The sequence below is a fragment of the Pseudomonas sp. NFACC05-1 genome, from assembly GCF_900100135.1.
Lineage (GTDB): Bacteria > Pseudomonadota > Gammaproteobacteria > Pseudomonadales > Pseudomonadaceae > Aquipseudomonas > Aquipseudomonas fluorescens_Q.
Map to the genome: position 1 here is coordinate 1 of NZ_FMTR01000001.1, position 13,680 is coordinate 13,680.

The 13,680-nt window shown below is 58.2% G+C and carries 17 protein-coding genes; 7 read left to right on the forward strand and 10 right to left on the reverse strand.

Going from position 1 to position 13,680, the window contains the following annotated elements; all coding sequences use genetic code 11:
• Window positions 1–355: 355 nt before the first annotated feature.
• Window positions 356–1,714, reverse strand: a complete 1,359-nt coding sequence (locus BLO97_RS00005) for a heavy metal sensor histidine kinase (RefSeq protein WP_092145346.1) — start codon at window positions 1,712–1,714, stop codon at window positions 356–358.
• The gene (locus tag BLO97_RS00010) at window positions 1,711–2,391 is read right to left on the reverse strand and encodes a heavy metal response regulator transcription factor (protein ID WP_063322168.1); all 681 of its coding nucleotides are present in this window, start codon (window positions 2,389–2,391) and stop codon (window positions 1,711–1,713) included. Before BLO97_RS00010 ends, BLO97_RS00005 begins: the two co-directional genes overlap by 4 nt.
• A gap of 157 nt (window positions 2,392–2,548) precedes the next feature.
• Here BLO97_RS00010 and BLO97_RS00015 point away from each other — a divergent pair, with 157 nt between their 5' ends.
• Both BLO97_RS00015 and queF read left to right on the forward strand, forming a co-directional pair.
• Entirely contained in the window at window positions 2,549–3,094 is a 546-nt protein-coding gene (locus tag BLO97_RS00015; RefSeq protein ID WP_092344345.1) for a copper-resistant cuproprotein CopI, read from the forward strand.
• A 61-nt stretch (window positions 3,095–3,155) separates the two neighbouring features.
• Window positions 3,156–3,986 (forward strand): NADPH-dependent 7-cyano-7-deazaguanine reductase QueF, encoded by an 831-nt coding sequence (queF, locus tag BLO97_RS00020; protein WP_013692631.1) that lies wholly within the window; start codon window positions 3,156–3,158, stop codon window positions 3,984–3,986.
• 90 nt (window positions 3,987–4,076) lie between these two features.
• Here queF and BLO97_RS00025 read toward each other — a convergent pair whose 3' ends face one another.
• Window positions 4,077–4,340: a DUF4404 family protein gene (locus BLO97_RS00025; RefSeq protein WP_018609983.1), complete on the reverse strand. Its 264-nt coding sequence runs from the start codon at window positions 4,338–4,340 to the stop codon at window positions 4,077–4,079.
• Window positions 4,341–4,444: 104 nt separating this feature from the next.
• Window positions 4,445–5,065, reverse strand: coding sequence for an HAD superfamily inactivated hydrolase PcrP (locus BLO97_RS00030; RefSeq protein ID WP_063322164.1), 621 nt, complete (start codon window positions 5,063–5,065; stop codon window positions 4,445–4,447).
• A gap of 203 nt (window positions 5,066–5,268) precedes the next feature.
• On the opposite strand from BLO97_RS00030, the gene BLO97_RS00035 reads away from it, so the two are divergent.
• From BLO97_RS00035 to rssC, 3 genes are all read left to right on the forward strand, one after another.
• Window positions 5,269–5,958, forward strand: coding sequence for an MlaA family lipoprotein (locus BLO97_RS00035; protein WP_092344347.1), 690 nt, complete (start codon window positions 5,269–5,271; stop codon window positions 5,956–5,958).
• Window positions 5,959–6,302: 344 nt separating this feature from the next.
• Complete coding sequence (rssB, locus tag BLO97_RS00040) at window positions 6,303–7,484, forward strand: two-component system response regulator RssB (RefSeq protein WP_053120765.1); 1,182 nt, start codon at window positions 6,303–6,305, stop codon at window positions 7,482–7,484.
• Window positions 7,484–7,966: an anti-sigma factor antagonist RssC gene (gene rssC / locus BLO97_RS00045; protein WP_028237685.1), complete on the forward strand. Its 483-nt coding sequence runs from the start codon at window positions 7,484–7,486 to the stop codon at window positions 7,964–7,966. Before rssB ends, rssC begins: the two co-directional genes overlap by 1 nt.
• Window positions 7,967–8,162: 196 nt before the next feature.
• Here the strand turns inward: rssC and tal are convergent, their stop codons facing one another.
• The 5 genes from tal to BLO97_RS30455 all read right to left on the reverse strand — a co-directional run bounded on the left by tal (window position 8,163) and on the right by BLO97_RS30455 (window position 11,571).
• Window positions 8,163–9,089 carry a transaldolase gene (tal, locus tag BLO97_RS00050; RefSeq protein ID WP_003199698.1) on the reverse strand — a complete coding sequence of 309 codons (927 nt, stop codon included), beginning with the start codon at window positions 9,087–9,089 and terminating at the stop codon, window positions 8,163–8,165.
• A 178-nt stretch (window positions 9,090–9,267) separates the two neighbouring features.
• Complete coding sequence (gene dusA, locus BLO97_RS00055) at window positions 9,268–10,254, reverse strand: tRNA dihydrouridine(20/20a) synthase DusA (protein ID WP_092344349.1); 987 nt, start codon at window positions 10,252–10,254, stop codon at window positions 9,268–9,270.
• Window positions 10,255–10,336: 82 nt separating this feature from the next.
• Window positions 10,337–10,621 carry a type II toxin-antitoxin system RelE/ParE family toxin gene (locus BLO97_RS00060; protein ID WP_092145355.1) on the reverse strand — a complete coding sequence of 95 codons (285 nt, stop codon included), beginning with the start codon at window positions 10,619–10,621 and terminating at the stop codon, window positions 10,337–10,339.
• Entirely contained in the window at window positions 10,611–10,853 is a 243-nt protein-coding gene (locus tag BLO97_RS00065; RefSeq protein WP_092145358.1) for a CopG family ribbon-helix-helix protein, read from the reverse strand. The genes BLO97_RS00060 and BLO97_RS00065 overlap by 11 nt, the downstream gene beginning before the upstream one ends.
• Window positions 10,854–11,130: 277 nt before the next feature.
• The gene (locus BLO97_RS30455) at window positions 11,131–11,571 is read right to left on the reverse strand and encodes a hypothetical protein (RefSeq protein WP_139197630.1); all 441 of its coding nucleotides are present in this window, start codon (window positions 11,569–11,571) and stop codon (window positions 11,131–11,133) included.
• A 427-nt stretch (window positions 11,572–11,998) separates the two neighbouring features.
• Here BLO97_RS30455 and BLO97_RS00075 point away from each other — a divergent pair, with 427 nt between their 5' ends.
• Complete coding sequence (locus BLO97_RS00075) at window positions 11,999–12,310, forward strand: hypothetical protein (RefSeq protein WP_092145360.1); 312 nt, start codon at window positions 11,999–12,001, stop codon at window positions 12,308–12,310.
• 241 nt (window positions 12,311–12,551) lie between these two features.
• Window positions 12,552–12,911, forward strand: coding sequence for a hypothetical protein (locus BLO97_RS31510; RefSeq protein ID WP_175489818.1), 360 nt, complete (start codon window positions 12,552–12,554; stop codon window positions 12,909–12,911).
• Between the two features lie 13 nt (window positions 12,912–12,924).
• Here BLO97_RS31510 and BLO97_RS00085 read toward each other — a convergent pair whose 3' ends face one another.
• A complete protein-coding gene (locus BLO97_RS00085) occupies window positions 12,925–13,647 on the reverse strand; it encodes a metallophosphoesterase (RefSeq protein WP_092145364.1) in 723 nt (240 codons plus the stop codon).
• Window positions 13,648–13,680 lie beyond the last annotated feature (33 nt).

Here is a 13,680-nt window from a genome sequence, read left to right on the forward strand (position 1 = left end):
GCGAGGGAGCTTGCTCCCGCTGGGCTGCGCAGCAGCCCCCTCTCAAGCTCACTCAATCAACCTGATCCACCGCGTCGCCGGGTTTTAGGGCCGCTTCGCGCCCCAGCGGGAGCAAGCTCCCTCGCCACGGGGATTGGGCATGGCGCGGGCTAAGGGAATGCCTCGGATCGGTGTCAGTTTCAAGAGCAAATCGGTTGGTCGACCGGGATGCTTTTGTGGCGAGGGAGCTTGCTCCCGCTGGGCTGCGCAGCAGCCCCAAAGCGGCGGCTTATGCAAAATGATGTGCGGGCTTTCAGATTTTTGGGAGCGCTTCGCACTCCCGCGGGAGCAAGCTCCCTCGCCACAGGGTTTTGTGTCAGGGCTGGCTGGCCTTCGGTAGCTCAATCAGGAACCGCGTCCAGCCATCGGTCGATTCACAGCGGATCTGCCCGCCATGGGCGCGGATAATTGAGCGGGTGATGGCCAGTCCGAGCCCCGCGTGTTCGCTGCTGCCCTCCTGGCGAGCCGGGTCGGCGCGGTAGAAGCGGTCGAACAGGCGCGGCAGCAAGTCCGCTGCAATTCCTTCGCCACTGTTCTCCACACTGACGCTCATCCCTTGAGTCGCATCGACAATCTGCACCCGCACTTCGCCGTCAGCGGGGGTGAAGCGCAGGGCGTTGTCCAGCAGGTTGGAGAGCGCCCGGCGCAACATGTTGCGGTCACCCTCTATGCGGCCATCGCCCTCGCGGCTCAGGCGGACGTTGGTGTCTTCGGCCAGCGGCGCGAAGAAGTCCAGCAGCACGTCCACTTCCTCGGCCAATTGCAGCGGTTCGCGATTGAGCGCCAGCAAGCCGTGGTCGGCCTTGGCCAGGTACAGCATGTCGTTGACCAGTTGCGCCATCCATTGCAGTTCTTCGAGATTGCTGTGCAACGCCTCGCGGTAATCCTCCAGGGGGCGTTCGCGGGTGAGGGTGACCTGGGTGTGGGTCAGCAGGTTCGACAGCGGCGTGCGTAATTCATGGGCGATGTCGGCAGAGAACGCTGAGAGCCGCTGAAACGCATCGTCGAGGCGTCCGAGCATGGCGTTGATGCTGTGGGCCAATTCCGCCAGTTCGGCGGGCATTTGCTCTTCGGGCAGCCGGGCGTTGAGTGAGCGGGCCGAGACACTACCGGCAATGGCGCCCATGCGTCGCAAGGGGCGCAAGGCCCGCCGGGCGGCCCAGGCGCCGAGCAGGGCGGTGGCCAGGGCCGAGAGCCCGACGGTCAGCCAGATCAGGCGCTGCATGCGTTGCAGGAAGTGCTGGTGGTGGGTGATGTCCAGCAACAGGGTCAGTTGCGGCGAATCGGCTCGATTGGGGTGCAAGGGCGCGTTCAACACTCGGTAATCGTTGTCGGCATCGCTGAGGGTCGACAGGCCGGGTTGCTCCGGCAACTGGGCCGGAATCCGGATCGAACTGTCGTACCAGCGCACACCGTCGCTGCCCTTGATGCGCAGCGCCAGGTCGGCCTGACGGCTCAATTCATCTTCCAGGCGGCGCTGGGTCTGCTCGGCGTCAAGGTCTTGCAGGGCCCGGCGCAGACCGATCAGCTTGCCTTCGAGCAGTTGCTGGTCCAGCTCGATGAAATGCGCCTCGCTGCCGCGGCTGAACAACACCCCGGCAAACAACGACACCACCGCGGTGCAGGCGGCGAACAGCAGGGCCAGGCGACTGCTCAGCGACCACCGACCCCTCACAGGCTGCGCTCTTCAAGCACATAGCCCATGCCCCGCACGGTATGGATGAGTTTGCTGGGGAAGTCATCGTCAATCTTGATTCGCAGGCGTCGTATCGCGACTTCGATGACGTTGGTGTCGCTGTCGAAATTCATGTCCCAGACTTGGGACGCGATCAGCGATTTGGGCAGCACTTCGCCCTGGCGGCGCAGAAGCATTTCCAGCAAGGCGAATTCCTTGGCGGTGAGGTCGATGCGTCGGCCGCTGCGTTCGACGCGACGGCGAATCAGGTCCAGGCGCAAGTCGGCCAGTTGCAGGCTGGTTTCCTGTTGCGTCGAACTGCCTCGACGCAACAGGCTGCGCACCCGTGCCAGCAACTCGGAAAAGGCAAAGGGCTTGACCAGGTAATCATCGGCGCCCAGCTCCAGGCCGTGTACGCGATCCTGTATCGCATCCCGCGCGGTGAGAAACAGCACCGGTGTATCCAGCCCGGCGCCACGGACGGCTTGCAGGATCTGCCAGCCATCGCGGCCGGGCAACATCACGTCGAGGATCAGCAGGGCGTATTCACCGCTCAAGGCCAGTTGCTGGCCGGTGATGCCATCGGCCACCAGGTCGGCGTTGAACCCGGCTTCGCCCAGGCCTTGGCGCAGGTATTGGCCGGTTTTGGTTTGGTCTTCGACGATCAGCAGTTTCATGGGCAGCTCAGGGCATGGTTTTAACGTGGGCGTTATACCGCAGCGGCCAGCGCCGTGGCACAACCTGACAGAGTTGTAATGCAACTGTCAGTCAATTGGCAGCCGCACCGATCTAGAGTCTTGGACAAGTTGAACCTTACCTTGTCGGAGTATGAATATGTTGATGGTAAACCGTCTGATCCTGGCCGCCTCTGCGTGGGTATTGAGTACCTCGTTGTGGGCGTCTCCTGGTGCGCACTTTGATTTCGGCCAGCCCGCACCGGCGGCCAAGGCCAGTCGCACCATCGAGGTGGTGATGGGCGACATGTCGTTCAATCCTGGCACGCTGGATATCAAGGCAGGCGAGACGGTGCGGTTTGTACTCATCAATAAAGGCCAGTTGTTGCACGAATTCAACCTCGGTAACGCCGCGATGCATGCCCAGCACCAGCAGGAAATGCTCAAGATGCAACAGAGCGGCATGTTGACGCCGACCGGGATGAAGCCGGGAATGGACCATGCCTCGATGAATCCGGCCTCGATGGAGCACGGTGGTAAAGACGGCATGATGCGCCACGACGACGCTAACAGCGTGCTGGTTGAGCCGGGTAAGTCCGCCGAGCTGACCTGGGCTTTCGATAAGGCTACCCGGCTGGAATTTGCCTGCAATGTCCCCGGTCATTACCAGGCGGGGATGAAGGGCGACCTGACAGTCAGTCAGTAAGCACTCAAAGGCTGCGGCAAAGGCTGATAGAATCGGCTGATTCTTCAGTCAGGTTTCCGTCATGCATCCCGCAGCCGAACATTCGCCGCTGGGCAAATCCAGCGAATACATCGCCACGTACACGCCGTCACTGCTGTTCCCGATCCCGCGCACGGCGAAATGGGCGGAATTGGGCCTGACGGCCGAGACCTTGCCGTACAAGGGCGTGGATTTCTGGAACTGCTTCGAGCTGTCGTGGCTGCTGCCGTCCGGCAAGCCGGTGGTGGCCATCGGTGAATTCGCGATCCCGGCGGATTCGCCGAATATCATCGAGTCCAAATCCTTCAAGTTGTACCTCAACTCCTTGAACCAGACCCCGTTTGCCGATACCGCGAGCCTGGAAGCGACCCTGCGCCAGGACCTGTCGGCGGCTGCCGGTAAAGCAGTGGGTGTGCGGATCCGCAGCCTCAAGGATGTGGAGCGTGAAGGTATCGTGGCATTGCCCGGTACGTGCATCGACGATTTGGACATCAGCGTCGACTCCTACGCGCACCCGCGCCCGGAACTGCTGCGTTGCGATGCCTCGCGCATCGTCGAGCAAAGCCTGCACAGCCATCTGCTCAAGTCCAACTGCCCGGTGACCAGTCAGCCAGACTGGGGCAGCGTGGCGGTGGAATATCGCGGTGCGGCCCTGGATCCCGCCAGCCTGCTGGCCTACATCGTCAGCTTCCGCCAGCATTCGGATTTCCATGAGCAGTGCGTGGAACGGATCTTTCTCGACCTGCAGCGCTTGCTCAAGCCGGAGAAATTGACGGTGTACGCGCGGTATGTGCGTCGGGGCGGGCTGGATATCAACCCGTATCGCAGTACTGAAGACGTTCAACTGCCGAACCACCGCCTGGTCCGCCAATGAAGCTATAAATGTGGGAGCTTGCTCGCTCCCACAATGGATTGCATTAAAAAGCCCCGCTCTTGATAGCAGGGCTTTTTGCATTTAAAGGGTTTAGATCCCCATATTGCCCAAAGCTTGCACAATGTTGCGCAAGGTCCCGGCAAGGGTGGGGTGTTCCACCTCGAAGCGCTCGACAGCCAGGTTTACATTGTCGGCGAGGTTGTTGTCCGGCGCTTTGGTTTCCAACTCAAGCTCAAGTTCGATCTTTTGCATCAGCGCGTGCAGGTCATCGCGCTCGACTTCGGAAAGTGGTGGATTCTGTTCCAATTGCTCGCGCAGTTTGTTGAGCTGTTCTTGCAATTCGCGGGCAGGCATTGGCGTACTCCCTTTATTGATAGGCACTGCCATGGACCGCGACGCTGGGTCAAAAGTCCATGGCCTAAGAGTAATCTACCGTCGCGCTGCCTGCATGATCCCGGTCATGGCTTCTCACCTTTGAGTCGGCGCAGGCTGATGTCGGCCAGGCACGTGTCGAGTTCACCCAAGTGATCGATCACCGAATGCACGCCCAGGCCAAATAATTGCACGGTGGCCTTGGCGCGCTTGGTTTCCCGTTGCTGTTGGCTCAGTGCCTGCCATTCGATGGGTGCCAGGCCGCACAGCGAGCCGCAGGACGCCAATCCGATGGTCCATAAACCGGCGTTGAGCCCTGACTGCAACAACCGGGGTTCGCCACTGACCAACACGCAACCGTCCAGTTGCTGGACGTTCAGCGCCATCAAGGCTTGCCAACAGGCATGAGGCGCCGGCCAAGGATTAATTGTTGCTGGAAGTTGCGGCGGTTTGATCCACGTCGGCAATGAAGCCGCCAGGGCATGACTGGTGGCCGGTGGCAGTTCATCGAGCCAGGCGCAAGGAATTCCCTGGTCCTGCAGGTGATGCAAACTCTCAAGTGCGCCAGGCGTCGGCTGTGCATGCTCGACCGGTGCTGCCCCAGGCTGGCGAATGCGCGCCCCGAAATCCACCAGGCATCCACTCAGGCCAAACAGTACGGCGGTCAGGCTGGGGACGGGGAGGGGCAGGGCTTCGGCGCGGGCCATGGGAACATCCTTGAAATAACCAGCAGCCTAACGGCCCTCCATGACAGTCCCGTGACAGCGAAATGAAGGCAGCAGATGACAGAAGGGTCCTAGAATCAGCTTCTTTTTTTGAATGCTGCCAGTAGGACTTTTCCGCCTTATACTAGCCACCTTACCGCCTGGGCTCGGCGCCCTTGCCTGATTAATCCAAGGAGTTTTCCCCTATGCGCTGGAGCCATCGTCTAGCTCAGCTGTGTTTGTCTGCCAGCGTCGTGCTGGTTCCGTTCGCTGCCCAGGCCGCCACGGAAGAAGATCCTTGGGAAAGCATCAACCGTCCGATCTTTACCTTCAACGACACCATTGATACCTACGCGCTCAAGCCACTGGCTCAGGGTTATCAATATGTGACGCCGCAGTTCCTCGAAGACGGCATCCACAACATGTTCCGCAACATCGGTGACGTGGGCAACCTGGCCAACAACGTGCTGCAGGCCAAGCCGGCCGCTGCCGGGGTCGACACCGCCCGGTTGATCTTCAACACCACCTTCGGCCTGCTGGGCTTCTTTGATGTGGGCACCCAGATGGGCCTGCAGCGCAGCGATGAAGATTTTGGCCAGACCCTGGGCTACTGGGGCCTGGGTAGCGGGCCATATGTCATGCTGCCGCTGCTGGGGCCAAGTACCCTGCGTGACGCGCCGGCCAAGCTGGTCGATGACTACACCGCCCCGTATCGTTATATCGATAACGTCTCGGTGCGTAACTCTATTCGAGGCCTGAACGTCGTCGACACCCGCGCCAGCCTGTTGTCGGCCGAGAAGATGGTGAGCGGCGACAAGTATGTCTTCATCCGCAACGCCTACTTGCAAAACCGCGAATTCAAGGTCAAGGATGGCCAGGTCGAAGACGATTTTTAATTCCGACCTGTAAAACCACGAAGGCGGCCAAAAAGGCCGCCTCTGTGCTTTGGCGTCGTGTTTGAGCGGGTTTGATCCTTCCATTGAGTTACGCTTCGCTCGGTTCTTATAACTCTCTGTACTTTGACAAATAAAGACGGCAAGCGGCTATCTGCCTGAGCTTGAAACGCCCCGCGGATGGGAGTACCGTCTGCGCCTTAGAAGGGCACCTCTGGTGTAGTTGTGTGTAGGGCAATGGCCTGAAACCGGTACGACAGAGAGGCTAGAAAGCGAATCCAGTAGTGCGTGCAAGGCCAGACGGCCCAGCCCGCTACGCCAACCTAATTCTGGCGCCGTTTGCCCACATGCCAAAAACCAGTGCCACGCTGCTGATAATCGATGATGACGAAGTGGTGCGAGCCAGTCTCGCAGCCTACTTGGAAGACAGTGGTTTCAGCGTCCTGCAGGCCAGCAATGGCCAACAGGGTCTTCAGGTATTCGAGCAAGACAAGCCCGACCTGGTCATCTGCGACCTGCGCATGCCGCAGATGGGCGGACTCGAACTCATTCGCCAGGTCACCGAGATTTCCTCGCAGACCCCGGTGATCGTGGTTTCGGGCGCAGGCGTGATGAACGACGCGGTCGAGGCGTTGCGCCTGGGCGCGGCGGATTACCTGATCAAGCCCCTTGAAGACCTTGCGGTGCTCGAGCACTCGGTGCGCCGGGCCTTGGACCGCTCGCGCCTGTTGGTGGAAAACCAGCGCTACCGCGAGAAGCTGGAAACCGCCAACCGTGAGCTGGAAGCCAGCCTGAACCTGTTGCAGGAAGACCAGAACGCTGGGCGCCAGGTGCAGATGAACATGCTGCCGGTCAGCCCCTGGACCGTCGACGATTTCCGTTTTGCCCACCAGATCATCCCGTCGTTGTACCTGTCGGGCGATTTCGTGGACTATTTTCGGGTCGACGAGCGGCGTGTAGCGTTCTATCTGGCGGACGTTTCCGGCCATGGTGCTTCTTCGGCATTCGTCACGGTGCTGTTGAAGTTCATGACCACGCGCCTGTTGTTCGAGTCCAAGCGTAATGGCACTCTGCCAGAATTCAAGCCTTCTGAGGTCCTTGGGCATATCAACCGAGGCCTGATCAGTTGTAAGCTGGGCAAACACGTCACAATGGTCGGTGGAGTCATCGACGAGGAGACTGGTTTGTTGACCTATAGCATCGGCGGCCACCTGCCTTTGCCTGTGTTGTATACACCAGACAGTGTGCGTTACCTGGAAGGGCGTGGTTTGCCGGTAGGCCTGTTCAACGAGGCCACCTACGAAGACCACGTACTGGAATTGCCGCCGACATTCAGCCTGACGCTGATGTCTGATGGCATTTTGGACCTTTTGACAGAACCTACACTCAAAGAGAAAGAAGCGGCCTTGCCTGAACGGGTGAGTGCAGCGGGCGGCAGCCTGGAAGGCTTGCGTCAAGTGTTTGGATTAGCCACGCTCGGGGAGATGCCGGATGATATCGCCCTGTTAGTGTTGAGCAGGAACCTTTGATGAGTACCGGTAGAATCCAGTTCGCCGAGCAGGACGGCACCTTTGTCCTGAAGTTTGTCGGTGAAGTGCGCCTGACCCTGTGTTCGGCGCTGGATGCGACTATTGAGCGGATCTTCACTTCGTTGAATTTCAACGCCATCGTGATCGACCTGACCGAAACCCGCAGCATCGACAGCACCACATTGGGCCTGCTGGCCAAACTGTCGATCCTGTCGCGGCAGAAGGTCGGCCTGCTGCCGACTGTCGTCACCACCCACAACGACATTACCCGTCTACTGCAATCGATGGGCTTCGACCAGGTGTTCAACATCGTGGGCGACCCTGTGCCGTGCCCGGAATGCCTGGACGACCTGCCTGACCAGGACCAGTCCGAAGAAGAAGTGCGGATCAAGGTGCTCGAAGCCCACAAGATCCTGATGGGGCTCAACGATTCCAATCGTGAAGCCTTCCATGACCTGGTGAATGCGCTGGAAGGGCCTTGACCCCTGGGTTTTGCTTAGGCTGACCGGCCTCATCGTCGGAACGCCGCCCGGAGCAAGCTCGCTCCCTCATTGGAATGCAGTCACCTGGCTTGCTCGCGATAACGTTTATCGATCCGCCATTCCCCTCAGGCCAAGCCACATAAAAAAGGGCGAACCCACCAAGGTTCGCCCTTTTTGCATGCCTTTGTGAATCAGCTCAAAGCTTGGCTTGCAGCAACGCCTCCAGCTTCTCCTGGTCCCGGGCAAACTGACGAATACCTTCTGCCAGTTTCTCGGTCGCCATGGCGTCCTCGTTGGACAACCAGCGGAACTGCGCTTCATTGAGGATCAAGCGCGCTTCCCCGGCTTGCCCTGGCGCCAGCTTGCGCTCCAGCTTGCCTTCGTCGGCGGCGAGTTTTTCCAGCAGGTCCGGGCTGACGGTCAGGCGGTCGCAGCCGGCCAGTTGCTCGATCTGGTTGAGGTTGCGGAAGCTCGCGCCCATGACCACGGTCTTGTAGTCATTGGCCTTGTAGTAGTTGTAGATGCGCGTCACCGACTGCACGCCTGGATCATCAGCGCCGGTGTAGTCGTTGCCATTGGCTTTCTTGTACCAGTCGTAGATACGGCCCACGAACGGCGAAATCAGGAACACCCCGGCATCGGCGCAGGCGGCGGCCTGGGCGAAGGAGAACAGCAGGGTCAGGTTGCACTGGATGCCTTCACGCTCCAGCTGCTCGGCGGCGCGAATACCTTCCCAGGTGGAAGCGATCTTGATCAGCACGCGCTCGCGGCCAATGCCGGCCTTTTCGTACAGATCGATCAGGCGATGCGCACGCTTCAACATGGCCTCGGTGTCGAACGACAGGCGCGCGTCCACTTCAGTGGAAATACGCCCCGGGATCACTTTCAGGATTTCTTGCCCAACCGCCACGGCAAAACGGTCGCTGGCCAGGCCCACATCGCCCTTGCAGTCCGCCACGCAGGCGTTCAGTTGCTCGGCATAACCTTGAATGGCCGACGCCTTGAGCAGCAGGGAAGGGTTGGTGGTGGCGTCCACGGGCTTGACGCGGGCGATGGCCTCGAAGTCGCCGGTGTCGGCCACGACGGTGGTGAACTGTTTGAGTTGTTCCAGCTTGGAAGTCATGAGCGTGCTCTGTCCTATGGGTCCGTTGACATTACCCGAGGGCTGGCAGCCACTCAAGGGCGTGAAGGGGTATCGACGGGCCCCAGCGGCAACAACCTGAAAACGGCTGTTTGAAAGGCCGGGGCGGTATCGGTAGATACGATGCCAAAACAGCGCGCAGGTTCAAAGCAAGTGACGGTTAACGCCCTTCCAGCAGTTGCCCCGCCTGATCGAGCAACGCCAGCGGATCCTTGGTCTTGTGGATATCCACCGACAACAACTGCCGAAACCGCCGCGCCCCTGGAAAACCGGTACCCAGCCCGAGCACATGACGGGTGATGTGATGCATTGCGCCACCGGCGGCCAAATGATCGGCGATATAAGGCCGCAACTGCGCCAGCGCCTCGGCCCGGCTGATGATCGGCGCGGTGCTGCCGAACAGCTGTTGATCCACCTCTGCCAGTAGGTACGGGTTGTGATACGCCTCGCGCCCCAGCATCACACCGTCAAACGTCTGCAAATGCTCGTGGCAGGCCTCCAGCGTCTTGATCCCACCATTGAGCACAATCTCCAACTCCGGAAAATCCGCCTTCAACCGCGCGGCCACGTCATAACGCAGCGGCGGGATGTCGCGATTCTCCTTCGGCGACAGCCCCTCCAGAATCGCAATCCGCGCATGCACGGTGAAACTCGTGCACCCGGCCTCGCGCACCGTCCCGACAAACTCACACAACTGCTCGTAACTGTCCCGCCCATTGATCCCGATGCGATGCTTGACGGTCACCGGAGTCGACACCGCATCGCGCATGGCTTTCACACAGTCAGCCACCAAATCCGGATGCCCCATCAGGCACGCGCCGATCATATTGTTCTGCACCCGATCGCTGGGGCAGCCGACGTTAAGGTTCACCTCGTCGTAACCGTGCTCCTGGGCCATACGGGCGCAGGCAGCCAGGTCGGCCGGCACGCTGCCGCCCAGTTGCAGGGCCAGGGGGTGTTCGGATGGGTGATGGCGCAGGAAGCGTTCGTGGTCGCCGTTGAGCAAGGCGCCGGTGGTGACCATTTCGGTGTAGAGCAGGGCGTGTTTGGAGAGGATGCGTAGGAAGAAACGGCAGTGGGCGTCGGTCCAATCCATCATCGGGGCGACGGAGAAGCGGCGGGAGAGTGGTGCAGTTTGTAGGGGCATTGGGAATCTGAATCAGCGAGGCGGATGGCACAGTTTATCAGGGAAGGGCAGGAGGTGTTGGGAGAGCAATATTGCGCCGGATTCACCAGTTGGTGCGGGGGCGTTGTCGAGTGTGAAATACGCCGAGGATTTGGAGGCGATCACCGTGTACGCGATACGGAATCAGGTAAGACCAGTTTGGGACTGCCCATTCCCGCGTCTGTTTGACTCGTCCTTCTCGACCCATTGCGGGAAACTGAGCCAATTTGTCTACGCTGGCAAAGATCGCTTCGGAGAAGTCGTCAGCAGCCTTGGGGTTTTCAAGTGCAATATAGTTGGCTTCGTCCTCCAGGTTTTTGAGTGCTTTTTCCAGCCACTCAACCTGCATTCTGACTCCAGCGCCGAGCGCGCATTGCTGCGACTTGCTCATCGGTAGCAAATTTGCCTTGGTCAGCTTCCTTTACTGCAAGTTCGATCTGTGTAGTCAGAGCTTTTTCGTGTTCGATGTAGTCGCGAAGAACGTCCATCGCTAGGTAGCTCGCACTTTGGCCGTTGGTCTTGGCCAGATCGGCGAGGGAGTTTGATAGGTCTTCGGGCAGATTCAGGGATATGCCGGACATGGCAGCCTCGATGGTGGTCGTTTTCGGGCATCTTACACCGTTGACCGAGCGCTTGAATCAGCAGGCCGTCGCAAGGTGTATCTCGACGTGAATTGTTCCCCTCGTGCGCTGATCTGAAAAGCCTCACAGACGCCGCCGTCGAAGAAGGGTACATTTCTGCGGGTGAATCTGGTTTGGGCCAGGCCTGTGCAGTGACTACAAATTGTTCGGCTCTTACTCATATGCACGAAGCCTATCAATGCTTCGATGCCCCGCTGTTCATGAACGACAGAATGAACTACTCATTCACCATGCTGATACGGGAGACTTTTCCATCGGCGAAATGAACACGGATACCTGAGCAGGTCGGCGCACTGTTGAAGCAAAGGTAGGTGGCAGTTTTTTCAGTGACCTGACCTTTTTCATTCCTCTGAAACCCAATTTGGGCTCGATTCAAACCATAGGCAGCATAGGCTAAGCATTCTGGATCGCCGATGCGTACGTCCTGCTTCTCCGCTCGCTGTGCTTGTGAGCTGGTGAGGGCGCCTGAAGCAACAAGATTTTGTAATACCGCAGGTTCCTTGAACTTGTTATCCCATCGATAGCGCCCGCAACTGCTATATGCGTCCTCGTTGGTATTTTCAGTCCATCCACTGTCGTATGCACTTGAAGGCTTGCTTACGCATGCTGTGACTTGGGTAAGGAACGCTAAGATCAAAATTTTATTCAGAGTTTTCATGCTTCGTTACTCTCTCATGTGAAAAGAGCGACTACCTTCCATGCGCCAACATGAGGGTGGTCACTGAATCTGCAGTATCGTCCTGCGAGTGGAGCTAAGGTCCATGCTTCGTGTACAAAGCGCGGCGAGCCTAGTGGGCCGCCTCATTCCCTTTTCACTCCTCACGAACTACGCTGAAGCGTATATCGGCGGTGCCGCGTTTTACTTAATGCGACCCATGCCTCCCCCAGTTGAAGGCTGTCCAGATGCCCTCATTGGCGAGGTGCTTTTCCAAGTTTTGAAGATGTGATGGAGGGCTAGCTTTAGCAGTGACCGGGAGGCAGTAGCTCATCTGATCGAACCTCTTGGTGGGTTCACCGACGGTGTCCTGTCTATGGATTGAGGATAAAGTGGTCGGTGCTGGCAAACCATAAAATAGGAATTCGTTATGATTTTTTCAGATTCACGCATGTACCACACTACCGATGGGGTTGATCGTGAAAAGCTTAATCCCTGTCAGGTGGTGGTACGCGAGGAAGCAATGATCATCGAGTATGTCGACGAGTTTGGTAGCCGTGTGACCTATCACGCTCGACAAGTTGCTGAGGGGCAGTTCGAAATACGGCAAGAGATTGAGGAGGAGGACTATCTCTATACCGCGACACTGCAGCAGGAAGGAAGTGGCTTCTACGATGGTAGGTGGTTCCAGCGCTACGGTAACCAGCAAAAGCGGGGCTCATGGTCTATTGAGCTGGGCTAACAGCGCAGGGAAAGACAATGATCCAAAAGCGTTACCGAATCGATCAATAAAAACTGCCGGCCGACTACCCAACTCACCGACACACGGACGAATTCTGGGAGCAGTTGGGTCGCACCGTTGCCACCTATGGCTTCTTGGAGCAAGTACTGGGCCGAGCTATCTTCGCCCTGATCGCCACACGCAAGTATGCTCAGGATGAGCTGGAGGAAGCGTAAAATGGTTGGGTCAGTATGAGCGGGCCTTGTCCGATCCTCTCGGCGGACTCATCACTGCGTACGACACCGCGTTGCGAAAACACCATGAATTGCCAGTCCATAATCCCGAGCAGTTGATCGGGGACCTGCAATGTGCCGCACAGTTGCGCAACGTGCTGTGCCACCGTTCCTGGCAGGCGCCGGATGGCGAAGGCGGGAATCTGAATCAGCGAGACGGATGGCACAGTTTTTCAGGGAAGGGCAGGACGTGTTGGGAGAGCAATATTGCGCCGACTTCACCAGTGGGTGCGGGGGCGTTGTCGAGTGTGAAATACGCCGAGGATTTGGAGGCGATCACCGTGTGCGCGATACGGCATCAGACACACACCGAGGATCAAAGCAAATGAGACTGCCCCATTTTCACTGGCCCATGCTTATGCTGATTATGGTTTCGGTTTGGATGTCTACCAAGCTCAATGCACCGTCGGAAAATGCGCAGCCAGTGTCGATATATACGACATTGCCCAAGCGCATAATGCTGGGTACTGTTGAATGACCAACATAGAGTCGGTCTATTCCTTTAATGGGCGTGTGGTCGTTTTGCTCGATTTTTTCTCTGGCATACAGCGCTGTCTTCAAGGCTTGCCGTTGATGTGACTCCCCAGAATTTCCAGTGATAGCGTCTTTGGCTTCCTGCCATCCATCGTCACTTCGGATGACAGGAACTTCGGCATGGACTATTCCAATTGTTTGATCGTTTGCTGATTTGATTTCAATAATCAATGGAAGTGCTTGCAAAGCTTTTAAAAGCTCATGCTGGACGGTTAGTTGTAACTCGTAGAGCCAGGCACCACCGTTTCGGATATGTCGGGGTATGTCACCATGGCCGGAGATGCAGTCAATAAGCATCTGCTCATGATTGCCGCGCACGGCATGGAACCACGGCTTTTCAAGCCAGTTCAATACGTCCATGGAATCGGGGCCGCGGTCGATAAGGTCTCCCACGGAAAAGATGCGATCCAGCTCAGTGTTGAAGTCTAGTTTGTTCAAGGCTGCTGTTAGAAGTTTGAAATGCCCGTGGATGTCGCCCACCACAAAGTCGCGACCTTTTTTGTTGGGTGGGAAAGATCTCGTCCTGTACATTGTCAGTTCTTTAGCAGACGTTAATTGACGGCG

Bases quoted from the DNA above. Each gene is read 5' to 3' on its own strand.
- BLO97_RS00010 (WP_063322168.1), bottom strand. From the start codon at position 2,391: ATGAAACTGCTGATCGTCGAAGACCAAACCAAAACCGGCCAATACCTG.
- BLO97_RS00015 (WP_092344345.1), top strand. From the start codon at position 2,549: ATGTTGATGGTAAACCGTCTGATCCTGGCCGCCTCTGCGTGGGTATTG.
- queF (WP_013692631.1), top strand. From the start codon at position 3,156: ATGCATCCCGCAGCCGAACATTCGCCGCTGGGCAAATCCAGCGAATAC.
- BLO97_RS00025 (WP_018609983.1), bottom strand. From the start codon at position 4,340: ATGCCTGCCCGCGAATTGCAAGAACAGCTCAACAAACTGCGCGAGCAA.
- BLO97_RS00030 (WP_063322164.1), bottom strand. From the start codon at position 5,065: ATGGCCCGCGCCGAAGCCCTGCCCCTCCCCGTCCCCAGCCTGACCGCC.
- BLO97_RS00035 (WP_092344347.1), top strand. From the start codon at position 5,269: ATGCGCTGGAGCCATCGTCTAGCTCAGCTGTGTTTGTCTGCCAGCGTC.
- rssB (WP_053120765.1), top strand. From the start codon at position 6,303: ATGCCAAAAACCAGTGCCACGCTGCTGATAATCGATGATGACGAAGTG.
- rssC (WP_028237685.1), top strand. From the start codon at position 7,484: ATGAGTACCGGTAGAATCCAGTTCGCCGAGCAGGACGGCACCTTTGTC.
- tal (WP_003199698.1), bottom strand. From the start codon at position 9,089: ATGACTTCCAAGCTGGAACAACTCAAACAGTTCACCACCGTCGTGGCC.
- dusA (WP_092344349.1), bottom strand. From the start codon at position 10,254: ATGCCCCTACAAACTGCACCACTCTCCCGCCGCTTCTCCGTCGCCCCG.
- BLO97_RS00060 (WP_092145355.1), bottom strand. From the start codon at position 10,621: ATGCAGGTTGAGTGGCTGGAAAAAGCACTCAAAAACCTGGAGGACGAA.
- BLO97_RS00065 (WP_092145358.1), bottom strand. From the start codon at position 10,853: ATGTCCGGCATATCCCTGAATCTGCCCGAAGACCTATCAAACTCCCTC.
- BLO97_RS30455 (WP_139197630.1), bottom strand. From the start codon at position 11,571: ATGAAAACTCTGAATAAAATTTTGATCTTAGCGTTCCTTACCCAAGTC.
- BLO97_RS00075 (WP_092145360.1), top strand. From the start codon at position 11,999: ATGATTTTTTCAGATTCACGCATGTACCACACTACCGATGGGGTTGAT.
- BLO97_RS00085 (WP_092145364.1), bottom strand. From the start codon at position 13,647: ATGTACAGGACGAGATCTTTCCCACCCAACAAAAAAGGTCGCGACTTT.